This is a genomic window from Pseudomonas sp. NFACC51 (assembly GCF_900103575.1).
GTDB classification, from domain to species: domain Bacteria; phylum Pseudomonadota; class Gammaproteobacteria; order Pseudomonadales; family Pseudomonadaceae; genus Aquipseudomonas; species Aquipseudomonas fluorescens_Q.
Genome location: NZ_FMXH01000017.1, coordinates 32,303 through 51,078, shown reverse-complemented (window position 1 = coordinate 51,078; position 18,776 = coordinate 32,303). Strand labels below are relative to the sequence as shown.

General features: G+C 61.9%; 20 protein-coding genes and 1 pseudogene. 11 read left to right on the top strand and 10 right to left on the bottom strand.

What is annotated here, in order from left to right:
- Positions 1 to 20: 20 nt before the first annotated feature.
- Positions 21 to 491, bottom strand: coding sequence for an RNA methyltransferase (locus BLT00_RS26035; RefSeq protein WP_003198862.1), 471 nt, complete (start codon positions 489 to 491; stop codon positions 21 to 23).
- Between the two features lie 185 nt (positions 492 to 676).
- Between BLT00_RS26035 and BLT00_RS26030 the strand changes: the two genes are divergently transcribed.
- On the top strand, positions 677 to 1,009 hold the full coding sequence (locus BLT00_RS26030; RefSeq protein WP_063322500.1) for a DUF2790 domain-containing protein: 333 nt from the start codon (positions 677 to 679) through the stop codon (positions 1,007 to 1,009).
- Positions 1,010 to 1,086: 77 nt separating this feature from the next.
- Here the strand turns inward: BLT00_RS26030 and BLT00_RS26025 are convergent, their stop codons facing one another.
- The 4 genes from BLT00_RS26025 to BLT00_RS26005 form a co-directional block, all read right to left on the bottom strand.
- A complete protein-coding gene (locus BLT00_RS26025; RefSeq protein WP_092148548.1) occupies positions 1,087 to 3,246 on the bottom strand; it encodes a copper-transporting P-type ATPase in 2,160 nt (719 codons plus the stop codon).
- Positions 3,247 to 3,248: 2 nt separating this feature from the next.
- Positions 3,249 to 3,509 carry a DUF2933 domain-containing protein gene (locus BLT00_RS26020; protein ID WP_092148545.1) on the bottom strand — a complete coding sequence of 87 codons (261 nt, stop codon included), beginning with the start codon at positions 3,507 to 3,509 and terminating at the stop codon, positions 3,249 to 3,251.
- A 304-nt stretch (positions 3,510 to 3,813) separates the two neighbouring features.
- Positions 3,814 to 4,188, bottom strand: coding sequence for a YajD family HNH nuclease (locus BLT00_RS26010; protein ID WP_003184246.1), 375 nt, complete (start codon positions 4,186 to 4,188; stop codon positions 3,814 to 3,816).
- 48 nt (positions 4,189 to 4,236) lie between these two features.
- Positions 4,237 to 4,923, bottom strand: coding sequence for a spermidine synthase (locus BLT00_RS26005; RefSeq protein ID WP_003184244.1), 687 nt, complete (start codon positions 4,921 to 4,923; stop codon positions 4,237 to 4,239).
- Between the two features lie 72 nt (positions 4,924 to 4,995).
- On the opposite strand from BLT00_RS26005, the gene BLT00_RS26000 reads away from it, so the two are divergent.
- The gene (locus BLT00_RS26000) at positions 4,996 to 5,283 is read left to right on the top strand and encodes a hypothetical protein (protein WP_063322496.1); all 288 of its coding nucleotides are present in this window, start codon (positions 4,996 to 4,998) and stop codon (positions 5,281 to 5,283) included.
- A 132-nt stretch (positions 5,284 to 5,415) separates the two neighbouring features.
- Here BLT00_RS26000 and BLT00_RS25995 read toward each other — a convergent pair whose 3' ends face one another.
- Together BLT00_RS25995 and BLT00_RS25990 are read right to left on the bottom strand one after the other, a co-directional pair.
- Positions 5,416 to 5,889 (bottom strand): cyclic nucleotide-binding domain-containing protein, encoded by a 474-nt coding sequence (locus BLT00_RS25995; RefSeq protein ID WP_092148539.1) that lies wholly within the window; start codon positions 5,887 to 5,889, stop codon positions 5,416 to 5,418.
- A 160-nt stretch (positions 5,890 to 6,049) separates the two neighbouring features.
- Positions 6,050 to 8,104, bottom strand: a complete 2,055-nt coding sequence (locus BLT00_RS25990; RefSeq protein WP_092148536.1) for a S9 family peptidase — start codon at positions 8,102 to 8,104, stop codon at positions 6,050 to 6,052.
- Between the two features lie 135 nt (positions 8,105 to 8,239).
- Between BLT00_RS25990 and BLT00_RS25985 the strand changes: the two genes are divergently transcribed.
- From BLT00_RS25985 to BLT00_RS25955, 7 genes are all read left to right on the top strand, one after another.
- The gene (locus BLT00_RS25985; RefSeq protein WP_092148533.1) at positions 8,240 to 8,737 is read left to right on the top strand and encodes an MFS transporter; all 498 of its coding nucleotides are present in this window, start codon (positions 8,240 to 8,242) and stop codon (positions 8,735 to 8,737) included.
- Positions 8,738 to 8,769: 32 nt separating this feature from the next.
- A complete protein-coding gene (locus BLT00_RS25980; RefSeq protein ID WP_003198875.1) occupies positions 8,770 to 9,546 on the top strand; it encodes a class II glutamine amidotransferase in 777 nt (258 codons plus the stop codon).
- A gap of 12 nt (positions 9,547 to 9,558) precedes the next feature.
- Positions 9,559 to 10,101: a DUF2937 family protein gene (locus BLT00_RS25975; RefSeq protein WP_063322493.1), complete on the top strand. Its 543-nt coding sequence runs from the start codon at positions 9,559 to 9,561 to the stop codon at positions 10,099 to 10,101.
- Positions 10,102 to 10,847: 746 nt separating this feature from the next.
- Positions 10,848 to 12,134 (top strand): MFS transporter, encoded by a 1,287-nt coding sequence (locus BLT00_RS25970; RefSeq protein ID WP_092150784.1) that lies wholly within the window; start codon positions 10,848 to 10,850, stop codon positions 12,132 to 12,134.
- A 64-nt stretch (positions 12,135 to 12,198) separates the two neighbouring features.
- Positions 12,199 to 12,951 carry a 5-oxoprolinase subunit PxpA gene (locus BLT00_RS25965; protein WP_092150787.1) on the top strand — a complete coding sequence of 251 codons (753 nt, stop codon included), beginning with the start codon at positions 12,199 to 12,201 and terminating at the stop codon, positions 12,949 to 12,951.
- Positions 12,948 to 13,652 carry a 5-oxoprolinase subunit PxpB gene (gene pxpB / locus BLT00_RS25960; RefSeq protein ID WP_092150790.1) on the top strand — a complete coding sequence of 235 codons (705 nt, stop codon included), beginning with the start codon at positions 12,948 to 12,950 and terminating at the stop codon, positions 13,650 to 13,652. Before BLT00_RS25965 ends, pxpB begins: the two co-directional genes overlap by 4 nt.
- Entirely contained in the window at positions 13,649 to 14,569 is a 921-nt protein-coding gene (locus BLT00_RS25955) for a 5-oxoprolinase subunit C family protein (RefSeq protein WP_092150793.1), read from the top strand. Before pxpB ends, BLT00_RS25955 begins: the two co-directional genes overlap by 4 nt.
- A gap of 102 nt (positions 14,570 to 14,671) precedes the next feature.
- Here the strand turns inward: BLT00_RS25955 and BLT00_RS25950 are convergent, their stop codons facing one another.
- A complete protein-coding gene (locus BLT00_RS25950; RefSeq protein WP_003198888.1) occupies positions 14,672 to 15,850 on the bottom strand; it encodes a vWA domain-containing protein in 1,179 nt (392 codons plus the stop codon).
- A gap of 34 nt (positions 15,851 to 15,884) precedes the next feature.
- Positions 15,885 to 16,730, bottom strand: a complete 846-nt coding sequence (locus BLT00_RS25945) for an AAA family ATPase (protein ID WP_003184225.1) — start codon at positions 16,728 to 16,730, stop codon at positions 15,885 to 15,887.
- 199 nt (positions 16,731 to 16,929) lie between these two features.
- Here BLT00_RS25945 and BLT00_RS32255 point away from each other — a divergent pair.
- Both BLT00_RS32255 and BLT00_RS25935 read left to right on the top strand, forming a co-directional pair.
- Positions 16,930 to 17,161: pseudogene (locus tag BLT00_RS32255) on the top strand (DUF4160 domain-containing protein).
- Positions 17,149 to 17,649: a DUF2442 domain-containing protein gene (locus BLT00_RS25935; RefSeq protein WP_092150795.1), complete on the top strand. Its 501-nt coding sequence runs from the start codon at positions 17,149 to 17,151 to the stop codon at positions 17,647 to 17,649. Before BLT00_RS32255 ends, BLT00_RS25935 begins: the two are co-directional and overlap by 13 nt.
- Here BLT00_RS25935 and BLT00_RS25930 read toward each other — a convergent pair.
- Positions 17,646 to 18,722 carry a DUF748 domain-containing protein gene (locus BLT00_RS25930; protein WP_092150798.1) on the bottom strand — a complete coding sequence of 359 codons (1,077 nt, stop codon included), beginning with the start codon at positions 18,720 to 18,722 and terminating at the stop codon, positions 17,646 to 17,648. The genes BLT00_RS25935 and BLT00_RS25930 overlap by 4 nt on opposite strands.
- Positions 18,723 to 18,776 lie beyond the last annotated feature (54 nt).

The following is an 18,776-nucleotide window of genomic DNA, read 5'->3' as shown; positions in this document are numbered from 1 at the left end:
TCAATCGAATGTTGCACCGATCAGCGGAATTGCGGCCCCGAACGGGTGTTGTTGCCTTTGGCCATGCGGTCATACAGCACGACGTTGACGGTGGCGGCCAGGTTCATGCAGCCGGTGGTGGGGATGTACACCACATCCTCACACCAATCGCGAATGTCCTTGTCCAGCGAGCCGTCTTCCGGGCCAAAAATGTACAGCGCTCGGTCCGGGTGAGTGTATTCGGGCAGTGGGCGAGCGCCTTCCACCAGTTCCACGGCCACCGGCACACAGCCCAGGGGCAGGATTTTCTTCAGGTCGTCGATACCGATCAGCGGAATGTCGTAGTGGACTTTCTTGGTGTCGGTGACGAAGTCGGCGGCTCGCTCATAGCGCTTGCCGGTGTAGAACACCGACGCCACGCCGTAGCAGCCGGCGGCACGCATGACCGAACCGACGTTTTCCGGTGACTTGGGGTTGAACAGACCGATGCAGCTATAGCGTTTGTTGGCCACGGGCGGGGTGCCTTTGGGGAAAAGGCGCGATTATACGGGGAATGGGGCTGCGTGTTCAGTTTGTGAGTGGGGGGTGATGGTCGGTTACCTGTTCACGAACCTGACCAATCGGTAACGTCCCCGCCAGCGTCGTGACAGGCACCAGTCGTTATGGTTTGCCTGACAAATGACTGCCGGAGTTCCTCATGAAAACCCTTGATGCCTTGCTCGCCGTTTCGATCCTGTCCCTTTCTTCCCTTGCCTTGGCGGAAGGCGGAGGTGACCGGGTTTATGGCCAGATGATCCAGAACAATCAACAAGCCATGGCGCAATACGCCGTCGAAAACGGCAAAGCCATCGCCGAAATCGTTCATTACGAATACGGCATGAAACTCGATGTTAAAAAAGTGGTGAGCATTACACCGGCCAATAAAGGCTGTGGTGTCGGACCGTCGCGCATGACCTACGAAGACTCGAACGGCAAGCTCAATACCCTGGAATATAGGCTCCTGGGTGATAACTGTCCGAATGGCGGCTGATTACCGTCTCGTTTGTTCTCCTTTGGTTTTGAGACGGTCAGGCGCCCTGGTGGCGCCTGTTTTTTATGGGCGCCGGATTATTGTGCTGGCGTGTTACGCAACCTCAAGGCATTGAACACCACCGATGCCGAACTCACGCTCATGGCGATGGCGGCAATCATGGGCGAGAGCAGGTGACCGGTCAGGGGGTACAGCAGGCCGGCCGCCAACGGAATACCCATCGAGTTATAGAGGAAGGCAAAGCCGAGGTTCTGGCGCATGTTTCTAACGGTTGCCACCGAAAGGGTGCGGGCCCGCAAGATCCCCATCAAATCGCCTTTTACCAAGGTCAGCTGGGCGCTGTTCATTGCCACGTCCGTGCCTGTACCCATGGCAATGCCTACGTTCGCCCGAGCCAGGGCGGGCGCATCGTTTATTCCGTCACCCGCCATCGCGACCTGGCGGCCATCGCGCTGCAGGTCCGCCACCAGACGTTCCTTGTCCTCGGGTTTGACTTCGCCATGGACCTCTTCAATGCCCATCTCCCTGGCCACGGCGCGTGCCGTGGTGAGGCCGTCGCCGGTGGCCATGATGATTGTGATGTCGTGAGCCTTGAGCCGGCTGACCGCTTCCCTGGAGGTTGGCTTGATCGGGTCCGAGACGCCCAGCAGCCCGGCCAGTACTCCGTCGACCGCCATGTAGATAATGCTGATGCCTTGCGCGCGTAGCTGCTCGGCCTGCTGTTGCAGTGGGCTGACGCTGATGCTGGCGGCGTTCATCAGGGCGGTATTGCCCAAGTGGATCTGTTTGCCGTCCACCTGGCCACTGACACCGATGCCGCTGCCGGATTCAAATGAAGCCGGCTTGATCAGTTCAAGATGCTCGGCTCGTGCGTGATCGACGATGGCGTGGGCCAGGGGATGTTCGCTGCCCTGGTCGAGGCTGGCGGCCAACAGCAGCACCTGGCGGTCGTCGAAGCCCTGGGTGGCTTTCACGCTGTGAAAGGCCGGGCGCCCTTCGGTCAGGGTGCCGGTCTTATCGACGATCAGCGTGTCGATCCTGCATAAGTTCTCGATGGCGCTGGCGTCCCGGAAAAGCACGCCCAGGCTGGCAGCCTTGCCGGTGGACACCATGATCGACATGGGGGTTGCGAGTCCCAGCGCGCAGGGGCAGGCGATGATCAGCACGGCGACGGCGTTGATCAGCCCGAAGACCCAGCCAGGTTCGGGGCCTAACAGCCCCCAGCCGAAAAAGGTCAGTACGGCGATGGCAATCACGCCCATGACGAAATAGCCAGCGATCACGTCGGCCATGCGCTGCATAGGCGCTTTCGAGCGCTGGGCCCGGGCGACCATCTGGACAATTTGCGCCAGGACGGTCTCGGCGCCGACCTTCTGCGCCGTCATCACCAAGCTACCGTGGGAGTTGATCGTGGCGCCGATCAGGTTGTCCCCGGCGCGTTTGATCACCGGAACCGGCTCGCCGGTGAGCATCGACTCGTCAACGGCGCTTTCTCCTTCGAGTACCGTACCATCGACCGGGACCTTTTCACCGGGCCTGATCCGCAGGTGGTCACCCTGATGGACGTGGGCCAAGGGAATGTCTTGTTCCTGGCCATCGGCATTGATCCGGCGCGCGGTTTTGGGGGACAGCCCCAGCAGCGACTTGATGGCGGCCGACGTCTGCGAGCGTGCCTTGAGCTCCAGCATCTGCCCCAGCAAGGTAAGGGAGATGATCACTGCGGCGGCTTCAAAGTAGACGCCGATACGCCCCTCTTGCACGAATGTGGTGGGGAATCCTCCCGGCCAAAACGTGGCGGCGACACTGTAGAGATAGGCCGCCGCGGTGCCCAGGCCAATCAGGGTCCACATGTTCGGGCTACGCTGGCGAACAGAGGCCACTGCCCGTACAAAAAACGGCCAGCCTGCCCACAGGACCACGGGTGTCGCCAGGAAAAACTCGATGAGATTTTGCGTTGCACCGTGAAACAGCGACAAAGCGTGCCCCGCCATGGCGAGCACCGTGACGATCACCGTCAACGGCAGTGACCACCAGAAGCGGCGCGTGAAGTCCTTGAGTTCTGGATTGTCCTCTTCTTCCAGCGCGGGCATCACCGGCTCCAGCGTCATGCCGCACTTGGGGCAGGTGCCGGGGCCGGGTTGGCGGATTTCCGGGTGCATGGGGCAGGTGTATTCAGTCGCCATGTCGCCGCTGGGCGCTGGAGCACTGTGGTGAAGGTGCGCTGGAACGTTGGGCATGGCTAGGGGCCTTCCTGATCCCTGCGGTTGACGGGTGGTTGGCCATGTTGTCCATGACCGCCATGGCCGTGGCCGTGGCCGTGTCCGAAGATATGCATCAAGGGACATATCAGGAGAATCAGGTACGGCCAATTCGCCGCAATGTGGCTGAAGTGTTCTCGCGCCAGATAGAAGAGGCCGATGGCCAACAACATGATCAATACAATGCCGGTCTTGCCCCGCCAGAATGGCGTTGCGCCCGCTGGGGGTTGATGAGTGTTCATGGTGTCGCTCCTTCAGGCCGGGCGAGCCACCGCCACCGATAACCACAGAATAGGCAGGGAGGGCTTTGGCAGGTTGATATTCATCAACCTTGGCTTACTTGACCTGCAAATGAGGGAAGTAACGGGCATGCTAAAGGTGCGAAGCTGTCAGCGACCTGACGGGGGCATTGCAGATTTGTCAGCTGGACCATGAAAGCGGCACAGGCAGCCGCCCCACAGTCGAGCAGGCCACTTTTGGCGAGGGGATTTGATCTGTGGAGCAACACTTTGCAGCGCAAGATAAACCCACTCGCACAACGGCTAATTACTCGTCCTTCTTCATCAACCCGGCCAGTGCGGCGAAGGGGTTGTGGGTCGCCTTGGCGATTTTCGGAGTGCTCAGGGAGCCGTCGCCGAAATATTGCTGGTCGGTGTAGCGCGAGTGTTCGTTGTCGTGGCAGTACAGGCACAGCAGTTCCCAGTTGGAACCGTCCTGCGGGTTGTTGTCGTGGTTGTGGTCGCGGTGGTGAACGGTCAGTTCGCTCAGGCGCTTGCCGGAAAACTCACGGGCGCAGCGGCCACAGACATGGGGGTACATTTTCAGGGCTTTGTCGCGGTAGCCCATCTCCCGGTCGCGCTGGGCATCGGCGAGGATGCGGTCCAGCTTGGCGGTGTTGGACGGTGGCGTTGACGAACTCATGGGTTCACCTTTGTAGACAAGACGGATGACGGTTGGACAGAGTTTAGCTCAGCCCTTGAGCTTCTCGGCAATCCAGATGGTGTGGCGGGTGCCTTTGTTGCCATGGGCGAACACTTGCACCTCTTCGGCCTTGAAGCCGGCCTTCTTCAGCTTGTCGGAAAACTGCCGGTCAGCGCTGGCCGACCACACCGCCAGCACGCCCTTGGGCCGCAGGGCCTTGGCGCAGGCGGCCAGGCCTCCAGCCGAATACAGCCAACTGTTGGCTTTCTGGGTCAGGCCTTCCGGGCCGTTGTCGACGTCCAGCATGATCGCGTCGAAACCCTGGGGTTCGGCTTGCAGGACCTTGGCGACGTCTTCCATGCGGATCACTGTGCGTGGATCCGACAACGGCCGCCCGGCCTTTTCACCCAGGGGGCCACGGTTCCACTCCACCACGCCGGGCACGAGTTCGGCCACCACCACTTCGGCGGTCTTGCCCAGGTGCTTGAGGGCCGAGGCGAGGGTGAACCCCATGCCGAGGCCGCCGATCAGCACGCGCGAGCCGGGACGACCGGCGACCTTGCGGCAAGGAATCTCTGCCAGGGCGTCTTCGGAACCGTGCATGCGGGTGTTCATCAACTGCCCGCCGTCACCGCCCTGGATCTTGATGACGAAGTCTTCCCCGTACTCGAATAGGCACAGGGCACCGCCGTTATCAGGGATGGGCGTGGTGTCGAGTAGAACGAAACGTTTCATGGAAATCTCGTAGGAGGGCAAACCGCGCGGTAACGACTAGCCTTAAAGCAGACAATAGCCACGGAGCCATTGATGAAGTGCATCATTCTAACGGCCATTGCCCTGGCGGCGCTCTCAATAAGTTGCGCCCAGGCTCAACAACCGACGATTCCAGTCAACCCGCCCAGCATCCCCGGATCGCCTGGCACCGCCACTCCCATGCCCTATCCGCCGGTCACGCCCAACGGGGTGCCCAAGGTTGGCCCCGGAAGCGGCGGACCGCCCTTGCTGCCCCCCATCGAAATGCCCAAGCCGCCCAAGGACCAGCCGATACCGGGCATGGAGCCCAAGCCAGTGAAGGCCAAGTCGCCGGGAGGATAAATCGACAAGACGACGCATTCACCTGTGGGAGCGAGCTTGCTCGCGATAGCGGTGTGTCCGTCGGCTTCAATGCTGGCTGATCCGCCGCCATCGCGCGAGCAAGCTCGCTCCCACTGGGTTTATGTGTTGTTGTCAGACCTGCTGCGACAACAACTGCCCATCGGCCATGCGCAGGCGCTTGGACAGGGAGACGGCGAGGGCGCGGATGATCTTGGCGGCGATCTTGGGGGCGTCGTTGAGCATTTTTTCCAGGGAGTCCTTGCCCAGGTTCAGCAACTGGCAATCGCTGGCGGCGATGCAACTGGCCGAGCGCCGTTCGCCGTCGAGCACGGCCATTTCGCCGAATGCCCGGCCGCTGCGCAGCGTGGCGATGGTCACGGGGTGGCCGTCGGGGCCGGTTTTCTGCACGGCCACCTGGCCGGTGTGGATGATGCACATGAAGCTGCCGGCATCGCCCTCGTGGAAAATCGCTTCGCCCTGGGCGATGGCGCTGATGCTGAAATAGCCCGACGCCGCGGCGAAGTCCACAGGCAGCAACTGGTCGAACAGACCGCAGTCCATCAGCCAGTCGCGGATTTCTTTGTTCAGTAAGGTCGGTTCTGACATGTTGGCACGGTCTTTTTCTTGTGTGTGTTGCAGGTTCAGTTTGGCCCGGGTGTAAAAAGATCCATGGTAGATCCCCTGTGGGAGCGAGCTTGCTCCCACCGTTATTTGATCCGGGATGCCCGGCGCATGGAGCTAAGACCCGGCCATCCCACAGAGTTCCTCAGACCACCCCCAAAACCTTCAAGACAAATGCATATTCGAGCGCTACGTCACGCAATCCCTGGTAACGCCCGCTCATTCCGCCGTGGCCGGCGCCCAGTTCGGTCTTGAGCAGCAGGGGGTGGTCGTCGGTCTTGGTGGCGCGCAATTTCGCCACCCACTTGGCCGCTTCCCAGTACTGCACACGGCTGTCGTTGTAACCGGCGATCACCAGCAGCGCCGGGTACGCCTGGGCGCTGACGTTTTCGTACGGGGCGTAGGCTCGGATCCGATCATAAACGTCCGGCTCCTCTGGATTGCCCCATTCATCGTACTCGGTGACGGTCAGCGGCAAGTCCGGGTCGAGCATGGTGTTGAGCACGTCGACGAACGGCACCTCGGCAATCGCAACCTTGAACAGCTCCGGGCGTTGATTGAGCACCGCGCCGATCAGCAGGCCACCGGCGCTGCCGCCGCTGATCGCCAGTTGTTCGGCGGTGGTGAAGCCGTTGGCGATCAAATGCTCGGCACAGGCGATGAAATCGCCGAACGTGTTGTGCTTGTGTTCCTGCTTGCCGGCGCGATACCAGGCTTCACCCAGCTCGCCGCCGCCGCGCACATGGGCGATGGCAAACGCTACGCCGCGGTCAAGCAGGCTCAGCCGCGAATGGGAAAACCACGGGTCGAGGCTTTCGCCATAGGCACCGTAGCCGTACAGGTACAGTGGTACCGGCCGGCCGAGGGCTTCGCGCTTGACCACCAGGCTGATGGGCACTTGTGTGCCGTCTGGCGCCGTGGCCCACAGCCGTTGGCTGACGTAGGCATCGGCGTCGAACGGGCCCAGTACCGGGGTTTGCTTGAGCACGACCTGTGCGCCGCTGGCCAGGTCCAACTGGCGGATCTGCGCCGGACGGTTCAGGGCCTCGTAGCGCAGGCGAATGCGCTCGCTGACGAACTCCAGGCTGTTTTGCACATGCAGGCTGTAGGCCGCGTCCGGCAGTTGCACCCGATAGGCCGGCAAGCCTTGCGGGTGAACCTCGATGATCGGCAGGCCGCCTTCGCGCAAGCTCAAGGTCATGGCCCCGGCGTTCAGGCTCAGGCCGTCGATCATCACCGTGTCGCTGTGGGGGATCAGGTTCTGCCAGTCGGCCTCGGTCGGCGCCACGCCTGTGTCGGCGGCCTGGTACAGGGCGAAGTTGATTCCGTCGCGGTTGCTGCGGATCAACCAGGTCCATTGGCCATCGAGCAGGCCGTGGTCGACGTCGTATTCATGGTTTTCCACGCGGGGCGCCAGGCAGGTAAAGGGGCGCTGCGGTTGCGCAGCGTCCAGTACCCAGACTTCGCTGGTGGTCTTGCTGCCCAGGGACAGGATCAACTGCTTTTCCGAACTCGAACGATAGCAATGCAGGAAGAAACGCCCGTCCGGCTCGTGGAACACCTCTTCGGCGGCAGTGCCGTCCAGGCGATAGCGCCAGAGTTTGTGGGGGCGATGGGTGTCGTCCAACTCGCCGAAAAACAGCGTCAGGCTGTCGTTGGCCCAGGTCATGCTGCCGTCGCAATCGGCGAAGGACAGTTCGCTGACCTTGTCGTTGGACAATTCCTTCACGAACAGGGTGTAGATCTCATCGCCCGTGGTGTCCAGGCTGTAGGCCAGGCGCTGGTGGTCAGGGCTGATGCTGAAAGCGCCCAGGGAAAAGAAGCCGCCGCCGGCCAGCACGTTCGGGTCCAGCAACAGTTGTTCACGGCTTTCATCCACGTTCAGGCTGTCATCGGCCGGACGCGGGCAGCGGTAGTGGCGCGGGTATTCGTCACCGGCCGTGGTACGGGTGTAATACAGGTACGGGCCCCAAGGCGAGGGCAGTGACAGGTCGGTCTCGAGAATCCGACCCTTGATCTCCTGGAACAGGGTTTCGCGCAGTTCGGCCTGGTCGGCGAGTTGCGCCTCCTGGTAGCTGTTTTCCGCCTTGAGGTAGTCGAGCACGGCGTCGGTGTCGCGTTCCTGCAGCCAGGCGTATGGGTCAACACCGGGGTCCTTGCGGGCAATCGGGGCGTTGGAAACGTGGGCAGATAGGGACATGAAAGGCTCTCGAACGTTGTACGAAAAGGGACACATGGCCTGGACAGAACCAACCACACAGGCCATTCGCCAGACGCCGGGGCAGCCTGACGAGCGAAAAGCCGTTACTATAAGCGCCTCTTTGCCTGCCTTGCCATGGACACCATGACCGAGAATGACTATCTGATCGCCTGGGGCCTCTACGCCTTCGCCGCCCTGGGCTGCCTGTTGGTATGGATGCGCATGACCCGCTGGATGTGGCGCTGGTTGCGCGAATCGCTGCGGTTGCTGCTGGCGGTGCTGCTATTTTGCCCTACCATCGTAGATCCGGTGAAGGACAAGGTCGCCCCGGCCCTGGCTATTGTTGCCCTGGACGTGCTGTTCAAAGTCGGCAACAACGTCTGGCGGGCGGCTTCCGATCTGCTCATGTACGGCATGATCGCCTTCGGTCTCTACTTCATTTTGGTGCTGATCCGCTTTCCCATCGAGCGGGCCGCCAACGCTCGCAAGGAACGGGCCGCCGCCGCAAAAGCCGCCGCTGCGGTCGATGAGCCGGAGGACGAGGCACCGTTTGGCGTGGCCGGTGATGACCGTTACGGTCGCCCGCCCGTGCCGAGCAACCCCCAGCGTTCGCGTATCGAACCGCGCCTGTAACCGGGCCTGCCCCTTGAAGCGAGAGTTCGAGCATGTGTGAGTTATTGGGCATGAGCGCCAATGTGCCGACCGACATCGTGTTCAGCTTCACCGGGCTGATGCAGCGCGGCGGCAAGACCGGGCCGCATCGGGACGGTTGGGGCATTGCCTTCTACGAGGGCCGTGGCCTGCGCCTGTTCCAGGACCCGGCCGCCAGCAGCGAATCGGAAGTGGCGAACCTGGTGCAGCGCTATCCGATCAAGAGCGAAGTGGTGATCGGGCATATTCGCCAAGCCAACGTCGGCAAGGTCTGCCTGTCCAATACGCACCCGTTCGTGCGTGAGTTGTGGGGCCGCAACTGGTGTTTTGCCCACAATGGCCAACTCGCCGATTTCCAGCCGGGCGTGAGCTTCTACCGCCCGGTGGGCGATACCGACAGCGAAGCGGCTTTCTGCGATCTGCTCAACCGTGTGCGCCAGGCCTTCCCCGAACCGGTGGAGGTGGAACAATTGCTACCGTCGCTGATCGAGGCCTGCGCCGAATACCGCAGCAAAGGCGTGTTCAATTGCTTGCTCAGCGATGGCGACTGGCTGTTCTGCTATTGCTCGACCAAACTGGCCCAGATCACCCGTCGCGCGCCGTTCGGCCCGGCTCGGCTCAAGGATGTGGATGTGATAGTCGATTTCCAGGCTGAAACCACGCCCAACGACGTGGTCACGGTGATCGCCACCGAACCGTTGACCGAAAACGAAACCTGGACCCGCTACGAACCGGGCCAATGGAGCCTGTGGCGACGCGGCGAATGCGTCAGCCACGGCCGGACCGAATAAGGACGTCACGTTATGTTGCTCAGTTATCTACGGCTGGTGTTGTTCGCGGTGGGCCTGTTGGTTGGGGTCCAGGTGCCGGGCTTCATCAACGATTACGCCAAGCGGGTCGAGGCCCACCTGATCGAGGCGCAGACCGGCCTGCAAGGGTTCCAGGGCACCGCCAATCAGTTCTTCAAGGGCGACATGCAAGCCCTGGTGGCCCATTACCGCGCCAGCGAAGACCCGATCTTTCGCAGCGACGCCGACAGCCTGAACACCTTACTCGTGCGCCAGCAGGCCCTCGACAAGCAATTCCAGGCCATGCAGGGCCCGTGGTACATCCGCTTGCTGCAAGTGGCGCTGGCCGCCGATCCGGACATCCGCAAGGAAACCTGGAACGGCTACAGCTACCAGATCCTGTTGACTCCCGAGGCCATGATCTGGGGCATCAGCGGTGCGTTGTTGCTGTCGTTCGGCCTGGAGTGCCTGTTCCGCCTGATCGACTGGGTGGTGCTGGGCGGCAAGCGCCTGCGCCAGAGCCGGCCGATTGAAGAGCGGGATTTGCGCGGGCTCTGATTGCACGACTGATCGAAACCGCAACCGGCTTCTGTGGCGAGGGAGCTTGCTCCCGCTGGGCAGCGAAGCGGCCCCAAAACCAGACACCGCGCAGTGTCAGGTAGATGGTATCCAGTAGGTTTGGGGCTGCTGCGCAGCCCAGCGGGGATAAATCCCCTCGCCACAGGTTCGTGGTTGGTAAAGTGGCTCGAACGGTCTGACTCACCCAGGCCATCGCCAAACACAAACCCCGTGGCGAGGGAGCTTGCTCCCGCTGGGCCGCGAAGCGGCCCCAAAACCAGACACCGCGCAGTGTCAGGTAGATGGTATCCAGCAGGTTTGGGGCTGCTTCGCAGCCCAGCGGGGATAAATCCCCTCGCCACAGGTTCGTGGTTGGTAAAGTGGCTCGAACGGTCTGACTCACCCAGGCCATCGCCAAACACAAACCCCGTGGCGAGGGAGCTTGCTCCCGCTGGGCCGCGAAGCGGCCCCAAAACCAGACACCGCGCAGTGTCAGGTAGATGGTATCCAGCAGGTTTTGGGCTGCTTCGCAGCCCAGCGGGAGCAAGCTCCCTCGCCACAGTGGTGTTCAGCTAGGCCACAACGGTGTTCAGCCAGGCCTTGCGTGTTACCCAATCAAATTTTTCTTATGACCCAACCGAGGTTTTATTCGTTGGACGGGATCGGCCGCGCGCTCAAGAATCGACGCATCGGTCTCCACGTCAGCGTCGTCGAGACTTACAACAATAAAACTGCGGAGAACCACCATGAGTGCACCCGACACGCTCGGCGTCCCCCAACCCCAGGCCCGTTCCGGCCCATTCGACTGGTACCGCAACATCAACCAGCAGGAACGTCGCACCTTCTGGAGCTGCAAGATCGGCTACGCCCTGGACGGCATGGACACGCAGATGCTTAGTTTCGTGGTGCCGACCCTGATCGCGATGTGGGGCATTACCACTGGCCAGGCAGGCCTGATTCACACCAGTACCTTGATCGCTTCGGCCATTGGCGGCTGGGTGGCGGGCATTCTCTCGGACCGCATCGGGCGGGTGCGCACCCTGCAACTGACGGTGCTGTGGTTCGCCTTCTTCACCTTTTTGTGCGGCTTTGCCCAGAACTATGAACAACTGCTGATCGCCCGCACATTGATGGGCTTCGGTTTTGGCGGCGAATGGACCGCCGGCGCCGTGTTGATGGGTGAAGTGATTCGTGCCAAGGATCGCGGCAAGGCGGTGGGCATGGTGCAGTCGGGTTGGGCGCTGGGCTGGGGCATGACGGCGATCCTGTATGCGCTGCTGTTCTCGGTGCTGCCGCCGGAAGACGCCTGGCGCGCACTGTTCATCCTCGGCATCGTGCCGGCGGTGTTCGTGATTTTCGTCCGCCGGCTGGTCAAGGATCCGGACGTCTATAACCAGACCAAGGCCCGGCTGACGCCGGAAAACCCAGCGAAGTTCTACGAGATTTTTGCCCCCGGCATCCTTTTCACCACCTTTCGCGCCTCGCTGCTGACCACCGGTGCCCTGGGCGGTTACTACGCCATCACGTCCTGGCTGCCGACGTTCCTGAAAAATGAGCGTGGCCTGAGCGTATTGAGTACCGGCGGCTACCTGGCGATGGTGATCGTCGGTTCCTACGTGGGCTATGTCATCAGTGCGTACCTGTCGGACATCCTGGGGCGCAAAAAGAACTTTGTCCTGTACGCCGTCGGCTCTTTCACCATCGTCCTGCTGTATACCCAGGTGCCGGTGAGCAATAACGTGATGCTCTGGCTGGGCTTTCCCTTGGGGTTCTTCGCGTCGGGCATGTTCAGCGGCATGGGCTCGTTCCTCACCGAACTGTTCCCTACGCGCATTCGTGGTTCGGGCCAAGGCTTCTGCTACAACATTGGCCGGGCGGTGGCGGCATTGTTCCCGCTGTTGATTGGTATTTTGAGCCAGAAGGTGCCGCTGAGCGTGGGTATCGGAGCGTTCGCCGCGGTGTCCTATGGCGTGGTGATCCTGGCGGCCCTGAGTCTGCCGGAAACCCAAGGCAAGCAGTTGGAAGCCGAGTAACTGATAACCTGTGGTGCGCGTGCCCCACAGTTAAACAAAGAAAGAACCTACAGGAGCGTTCACCGTGAACCGCCTGCTATTGAATTGCGACATCGGCGAAAGCTTCGGCAGCTGGACCATGGGTCTGGACGCCGAGGTGATGCCCTTCATCGATTGCGCCAACATCGCCTGCGGCTTCCACGCTGGCGACCCGAGCATCATGCGCAAGACCGTCAGCCTGGCCCTGAGCCATGGCGTGCGAATCGGCGCGCACCCGGCCTATCAGGACCTGGCGGGCTTCGGCCGCCGTTCCATGGCCTACGGCGCCCAGGAATTGCAGGACCTGCTGCATTACCAGATCGGTGCCCTCGACGGCATCTGCCGGGCGCAAGGCGGACGGGTCAGCTACGTCAAGCCCCACGGCGCGATGTACAACGACATGATGGCCAACCCGGCGCAACTGCGCGCGGTGATCCAGGCTGTTGCGGCCTATGATCGGCAACTGCCGCTGATGCTCATGGCGACCCGGGACAACAGCGCCGCCCAGGCCCTGGGCGATGAGTACGGCCTGACCCTGTGGTTTGAAGCCTTTGCCGACCGCGCCTACGACAGTGCCGGTCGCCTGGTTTCGCGGCAAGCACCGGGTGCCGTGCACCACGATCCCGAGGTGATTGTCGGGCAGGCCCTGGCTATCGCCCGCGGCGATGCGTTGACCGCCAGTGACGGCAGCGCCTTGCACCTTGTTGCCAACACCTTGTGCGTACACGGCGACAACGCCAGCTCCGTGGCGGCCGTGCAACGCATCCGCGAAGCCCTGGACCGGCAGAGTGCACCATGAGACCACGCTTGGAAGTGGTGGCGGTGGACTGCTTGATGGTGCGCCTGTTCGATGAGATCGCCGAGGCCAACATGCCCTGGATGCTCGCCGCCAGCGAGCGCCTGCGAGCGGTGTTTGCCGAGCATCTGATTGACCTGGTGCCGTCCTATACCACGTTGATGGTGCACTACGATTTGCTCGCCCTGAACCCGGTGCAGGCTCGTGAATTGATCGATGAGGCGTTGAATCACCTTTCACCGGATGCCCGGTCCGCCGGCCAATGCCACGTGCTGCCGGTGTGGTACGACCTCAGTGTCGGGCCGGAGCTGGAGCTGCTGGCGAGCCGCAGCGGGCTGACGGTCGCCCAGGTGATCCGTCGCCACAGTGAACGCGAGTATCAGGTGTTTGCCCTGGGCTTCGCCCCCGGTTTCGCCTTCATGGGGCTGGTGGATGAAGAATTGGCTTCACCGCGCCTCGACACGCCGCGCAAGCGCGTGGCCGCCGGCAGTGTTGGCATTGCCGAGCGCCAGACCGCGGCATATCCGGTGGTGTCGCCCGGTGGCTGGAACCTGATCGGTCGCACCCCGACCAAACTGTTTGATCGCGAGCGCGATGGCTACAGCCTGATGCAGCCGGGGGACACGGTGCGTTTCGCCCCCGTGGACCTTGCCGAATTCATCGCGCTGGGTGGCGACGACACACCGCTGGAGACCCAGGCATGAGCCGCTTGTTGATCGAGGCCAGCACACCGCTGTGCCTGTTGCAGGACGCCGGCCGTTTCGGCGTGAGGCACCTGGGTGTGACCCAGGGCGGGGCGGCGGACTGGCTGTCGATGGCCTGGGCCAATTGGATGCTCGGCAATGGCCTGGACGCGGCGGTGGTGGAGATTACCCTCGGCGGCTTTACCGTAGTGGCCGAAGAGGATTGCGTGCTGGCGCTGGCTGGGGCGGACCTGGGCGCGCGAATAGACGGCCAGGGCGTGGCATCGTGGCGCTTCTTCAGTCTGCGCAAGGGCCAGGTGCTGGCGCTCACCCAGCCCGTGCTCGGTGCCCGGGCCTATCTGGCGGCCCCTGGCGGATTCAATGCGCCTGCGGTACTGGGCAGCCGGGCGACGGTAGTGCGCGAGGAACTGGGTGGCCTGGATGGGCGAGGGCGAGCGCTGAGTCGTGGCGAGCGCCTGAGCTATTCAGGCGCGGCGACGCCTCGGCCCATGCCACACACGCGGATTCCGGACTTCCAGCAAGCGCAGCCGCTGGACCTGATCCTGGGGGCGCAGAATGGCGCATTTAGCGGGCAGAGTCTGTTCGACGCGTTCAACACTCCGTGGACACTGGACAGTCGCGCCGACCGCATGGGCATCCGCTTGCTGGGCACGGCGTTGGCGTATCAGGGGCCGGCGATGATTTCCGAGGGCATTCCGCTCGGTGCGGTGCAGGTGCCGCCGGATGGCCAACCGATCGTGCTGCTCAACGACCGGCAAACCATCGGTGGCTATCCACGCCTGGGGGCCTTGACTCCGTTGGCCCTGGCCCGGTTGGCGCAATGCCTGCCGGGGACGCAGGTGCGGTTGCGGCCGGTGGTGCAGGAGGTTGCGTATCGCCAGCAGGTGGAGTGTTTGCGTAGTTTTCTCGACCGCTAAAAGCATCGCGAGCAAGCTCGCTCCCACACTGGATCTTCGTCACACTGAGATCCCCTGTGGGAGCGAGCTTGCTCGCGATGAGGCCCTAAAGGGCGCCAAAGATCACTTGGAAAGAAACCGCATCCCTTCCTCCAACCCCCGCAAGGTCAGCGGATACATCCGGTCTTCCACCAACTCGCGCACGATGTTGGTCGAGGCGGTATAGCCCCAGGTGTCCTTGGGATACGGATTGATCCAGATGAGCTTCTTGTACTTCTCCATGAAACGCTGCATCCACACATAGCCAGCCTCTTCGTTCCAGTGTTCGACGCTGCCGCCGGCCTGGGTGATTTCATAGGGGGCCATGGCGGCGTCGCCGATGAAGATCACTTTGTAGTCGGCACCGTACTTGTGCAGCAAATCCTGGGTCGAGGTGCGTTCCGAGGTACGGCGCAGGTTGTTTTTCCACACCGACTCGTACACGAAGTTGTGGAAGTAGAAATACTCCAGGTGCTTGAACTCGGTCTTGCAGGCCGAGAACAGTTCTTCGCAGATCTTCACGTGGGCATCCATCGAGCCGCCGATGTCGAACAACAGCAACAACTTCACGGTGTTGCGTCGCTCCGGGCGCATCTGGATGTTCAAGAGGCCGGCGTCCCGGGCGGTGTGGTCGATGGTGCCGTCGATGTCCAGCTCTTCGGCCGCACCCTGGCGAGCGAACTTGCGCAGGCGGCGCAGGGCGATCTTGATGTTGCGGGTGCCCAATTCCACCTGGTCGTCGAGGTTCTTGTACTCGCGCTGGTCCCAGACCTTCACAGCCTTGCCCTGGCGCTTGCCGGCGTCGCCGACCCGGATGCCTTCGGGGTTGAAGCCGCCGGAGCCGAACGGGCTGGTGCCGCCGGTGCCGATCCATTTGTTGCCGCCGGCATGGCGTTCCTTCTGTTCTTCCAGGCGTTTCTTGAACTCTTCGATCAGCTTGTCCAGGCCACCCAGGGACTGGATCTGCGCCCGCTCTTCGTCGGTCAGCGAACGCTCGAATTCCTTGCGCAGCCAGTCCTCGGGAATCAGCGCCTGGAGGTGATCGTCGAGTTTTTCCAGGCCGTTGAAGTAGGCAGCGAACGCCCGGTCGAACTTGTCGAAATGCCGTTCGTCTTTCACCAGGATTGCCCGGGACAAGTAATAGAACTCGTCCATGTCGGCGAAGATCACCCGCTGTTTCAACGCGTTGATCAGGTCCAGCAATTCGCGCACCGACACGGGCACTTTGGCGGCGCGCATCTCATTGAACAGGTTAAGCAGCATGGCAATCGCCCTCGCTCTTGTTAGACGAAGAGGATCAGCGGGTGCCGCGACGGCTCATGAACGCCAGGCGCTCGAGCAGTTGCACGTCCTGCTCGTTCTTGACCAGGGCGCCGGCCAGCGGCGGGATGGCCTTGGTCGGATCACGTTCGCGCAGTACCGCTTCGCCGATGTTGTCGGCCATCAGCAGCTTGAGCCAGTCCACCAGTTCGGAAGTGGAAGGCTTTTTCTTCAGGCCCGGCACCTTGCGCACGTCGAAGAACACGTCCAGCGCTTCACTGACCAGGTCCTTCTTGATGTCCGGGTAATGCACGTCGACGATTTTCTGCAGGGTGACGCGGTCGGGGAAGGCGATGTAATGGAAGAAACAGCGGCGCAGGAACGCGTCCGGCAGTTCCTTTTCGTTGTTGGAGGTAATGATGATGATCGGCCGTTGCTTGGCCTTGATGGTTTCGTCGGTCTCGTAGACGTAGAACTCCATCTTGTCGAGTTCCTGCAACAGGTCGTTGGGGAACTCGATGTCGGCCTTGTCGATTTCGTCGATCAGCAGGATCACCCGCTCCTCGGACTCGAACGCTTCCCAGAGCTTGCCCTTCTTCAGGTAGTTGCGCACGTCATGGACCTTGTCCACGCCCAATTGCGAGTCCCGCAGGCGGCTGACCGCATCGTACTCGTACAGGCCCTGGTGAGCCTTGGTGGTGGACTTGATGTGCCAGGTGATCAGGCGCGCGCCGAAGGACTCGGCCAGTTGCTCGGCGAGCATTGTCTTGCCGGTGCCCGGTTCGCCCTTGACCAGCAGCGGCCGCTCCAGGGTGATGGCGGCGTTCACGGCCAGTTTCAGGTCATCGGTGGCCACGTAGGCGCTGGTGCCTTCGAACTTCATCTGCAATTCCTCGAACGGTGTCGCCGGCCTGGCGAGGCGGGGCGCGCGAAAATAAAGAGCGTGCCCGACTATACCGCGAGGCCCCGCCGACTGTGAACGCAGACGCTGTATTCAGTCTCTGAATGGAGCGTCACATGTTGACTCAGTCTCGGCGGCTTGCCAGTATTGCATATCGCCAATTTGGCGATATGTTTGGTGTATGTCTACTAAATATCGATTTAAAAATACTTACCGCATTCAACTGCGTGAACGAGACCATCCACCGCCCCATGTACACCTGACGGGTGGTGGGGTGGATGTGATGTTGAGCCTGGAAACCGTGGAAAGTGATGATGGGCCGTGCGCCGCCGTTGATCATCAAGGAAGCGCTGGACTGGGTCAGGGTCCACCAGGCGCAACTGTTGGAGGATTGGAAACGATGTTACCCATGAAACGGCCGCGGCTATTGGCCGTGCAGGCTTTATTGCCGTTCAGTCTTGAACTGACGTTCATCGACGGGCAGCAATTGACGCTGGACTTGAGTGCCGACGTGCAACGTTACCCAGGCTTGCAGCCTTTGCTGAAAGAGGCAGCGTTTGGAGGCGCGAGCGTGGGGGATGATGGTTGGAGCGTGGAATGGCCCGAACTGGATATCCAGATCGGTGCCGATACCTTGTATCTGGATGCGCTGGCGCAGAATGCCGTGGATGAAAATACCCGCATTTTCATTGGTTGGCGTGCCCGCACCGGCCTACCGCTGAACCAGGCGGCTGAAGCACTGGGGGTCAGCGCTCGCAGCATCAGCCGCTATAGCAGTGGGCGCGAGGCTGTACCTCGTTCGCTGGCCCTCGCGTGCTTGGGATGGGACTCGCTGCAGCGTGGCGCGGGCATCGCGGCGGCGGAACCGATCGGCCGCTACACCGTCACGCGCAAACCCTAGTCGGTCGAAGGCGGTGGCTGTTCATAACGGGCGTTGAAGGCCTGGACGAAACCGTTGCGCAGGATCTGCAGGAAGGCCTCGAAGGCGCTGATGTCCTGCTGGTGGACATTGCCGCTGAGTTCCACTCGGGTGGCGAACTGGTTCTTGCGCTGGTTCTTGAGGGCCGTTTCGCCTGTGCCGACCAGCGCTTCCCAGACCGAGCGGAAGATGTTCTTGTTCTGGTTTTCCACGTCCTGCTGCCAGTCGAACACATCGACATCGCGCAGTAATGGCTTGATGTAGCCGCTGAGCTTGGCGTTGTCGGCTTCGGCCTCGATCACCAGGTCGCCGTGACCGGCATTGAAATCGAATTTGCCATAAGCAGCGGCGAAGTCGTTCAGGCGCTTGAGCTCGATGTTCCTGGCTCGCAGGCGGAAGTCGAAATCCTCGAAGTTGCTCAACGGGTCGAAGGTGGCCTGCATTTCCAATGGCGCGTGTTCGGCCACCAGGGCCTTGCCCTCGAAACGGGCGTCGCGCTTGCCTTCGGTGTCGACCACGTTGGTCAGGTTGTAGAAGCTGGCGTTGACGTCGGTGGCCCGCAGGTTGACCGGTGGCTTGGAGTTGAAATTGCGGAAGGTGACCTTGCCATCCCGGATGCGCACTTCGTTGAAGGTGATAGGCAGCAGTTTGCCCAATTGCTCGCGCCAGTTGGTGCCCCGGCCGGTCTGGGAGTTCTGTCGGTTGGCGCCGCCGTCGACGAAGTTCACTTCCGGGCGGGTGAACTCCACCTCGGCGACCACCGCATGGTCGTACCACAGCGAGTGCCAGCTCACCGACAAGTCCACCAGCGGTGCGGTGACGAACGGCACCGGAACCTTGCCGTCGACCTTGACGATTTCCAGGCCGTTGATCCGGTAGGCACCGCGCCACAGGGCCAGGTCCACGTCGGTGATCTGGCCGCGATAATCGCCCATGTTGGCCAGTTTGTCGTTCAGGTAGTCGCGTACCAGGTAAGGCAGGGCGAAATGCAGGGCCACCAGCACCGCGACGAGGGCGGCGAACACCCACAATGGCCAGCGATATCGACGCTTCATGTCAGTCAGTCTCCAGCGTTTGTTGAGGGAGCGCCTTCTAATGCCATTGACTGT

What these genes read in the sequence shown, in the direction of transcription:
- BLT00_RS26030 (WP_063322500.1), top strand. Translation starts at nt 677, where the DNA reads ATGAAAACCCTTGATGCCTTGCTCGCCGTTTCGATCCTGTCCCTTTCT.
- BLT00_RS26025 (WP_092148548.1), bottom strand. Translation starts at nt 3,246, where the DNA reads ATGCCCAACGTTCCAGCGCACCTTCACCACAGTGCTCCAGCGCCCAGC.
- BLT00_RS26020 (WP_092148545.1), bottom strand. Translation starts at nt 3,509, where the DNA reads ATGAACACTCATCAACCCCCAGCGGGCGCAACGCCATTCTGGCGGGGC.
- BLT00_RS26010 (WP_003184246.1), bottom strand. Translation starts at nt 4,188, where the DNA reads ATGAGTTCGTCAACGCCACCGTCCAACACCGCCAAGCTGGACCGCATC.
- BLT00_RS26005 (WP_003184244.1), bottom strand. Translation starts at nt 4,923, where the DNA reads ATGAAACGTTTCGTTCTACTCGACACCACGCCCATCCCTGATAACGGC.
- BLT00_RS26000 (WP_063322496.1), top strand. Translation starts at nt 4,996, where the DNA reads ATGAAGTGCATCATTCTAACGGCCATTGCCCTGGCGGCGCTCTCAATA.
- BLT00_RS25995 (WP_092148539.1), bottom strand. Translation starts at nt 5,889, where the DNA reads ATGTCAGAACCGACCTTACTGAACAAAGAAATCCGCGACTGGCTGATG.
- BLT00_RS25990 (WP_092148536.1), bottom strand. Translation starts at nt 8,104, where the DNA reads ATGTCCCTATCTGCCCACGTTTCCAACGCCCCGATTGCCCGCAAGGAC.
- BLT00_RS25985 (WP_092148533.1), top strand. Translation starts at nt 8,240, where the DNA reads ATGGACACCATGACCGAGAATGACTATCTGATCGCCTGGGGCCTCTAC.
- BLT00_RS25980 (WP_003198875.1), top strand. Translation starts at nt 8,770, where the DNA reads ATGTGTGAGTTATTGGGCATGAGCGCCAATGTGCCGACCGACATCGTG.
- BLT00_RS25975 (WP_063322493.1), top strand. Translation starts at nt 9,559, where the DNA reads ATGTTGCTCAGTTATCTACGGCTGGTGTTGTTCGCGGTGGGCCTGTTG.
- BLT00_RS25970 (WP_092150784.1), top strand. Translation starts at nt 10,848, where the DNA reads ATGAGTGCACCCGACACGCTCGGCGTCCCCCAACCCCAGGCCCGTTCC.
- pxpB (WP_092150790.1), top strand. Translation starts at nt 12,948, where the DNA reads ATGAGACCACGCTTGGAAGTGGTGGCGGTGGACTGCTTGATGGTGCGC.
- BLT00_RS25955 (WP_092150793.1), top strand. Translation starts at nt 13,649, where the DNA reads ATGAGCCGCTTGTTGATCGAGGCCAGCACACCGCTGTGCCTGTTGCAG.
- BLT00_RS25950 (WP_003198888.1), bottom strand. Translation starts at nt 15,850, where the DNA reads ATGCTGCTTAACCTGTTCAATGAGATGCGCGCCGCCAAAGTGCCCGTG.
- BLT00_RS25945 (WP_003184225.1), bottom strand. Translation starts at nt 16,730, where the DNA reads ATGAAGTTCGAAGGCACCAGCGCCTACGTGGCCACCGATGACCTGAAA.
- BLT00_RS25935 (WP_092150795.1), top strand. Translation starts at nt 17,149, where the DNA reads ATGTTACCCATGAAACGGCCGCGGCTATTGGCCGTGCAGGCTTTATTG.
- BLT00_RS25930 (WP_092150798.1), bottom strand. Translation starts at nt 18,722, where the DNA reads ATGAAGCGTCGATATCGCTGGCCATTGTGGGTGTTCGCCGCCCTCGTC.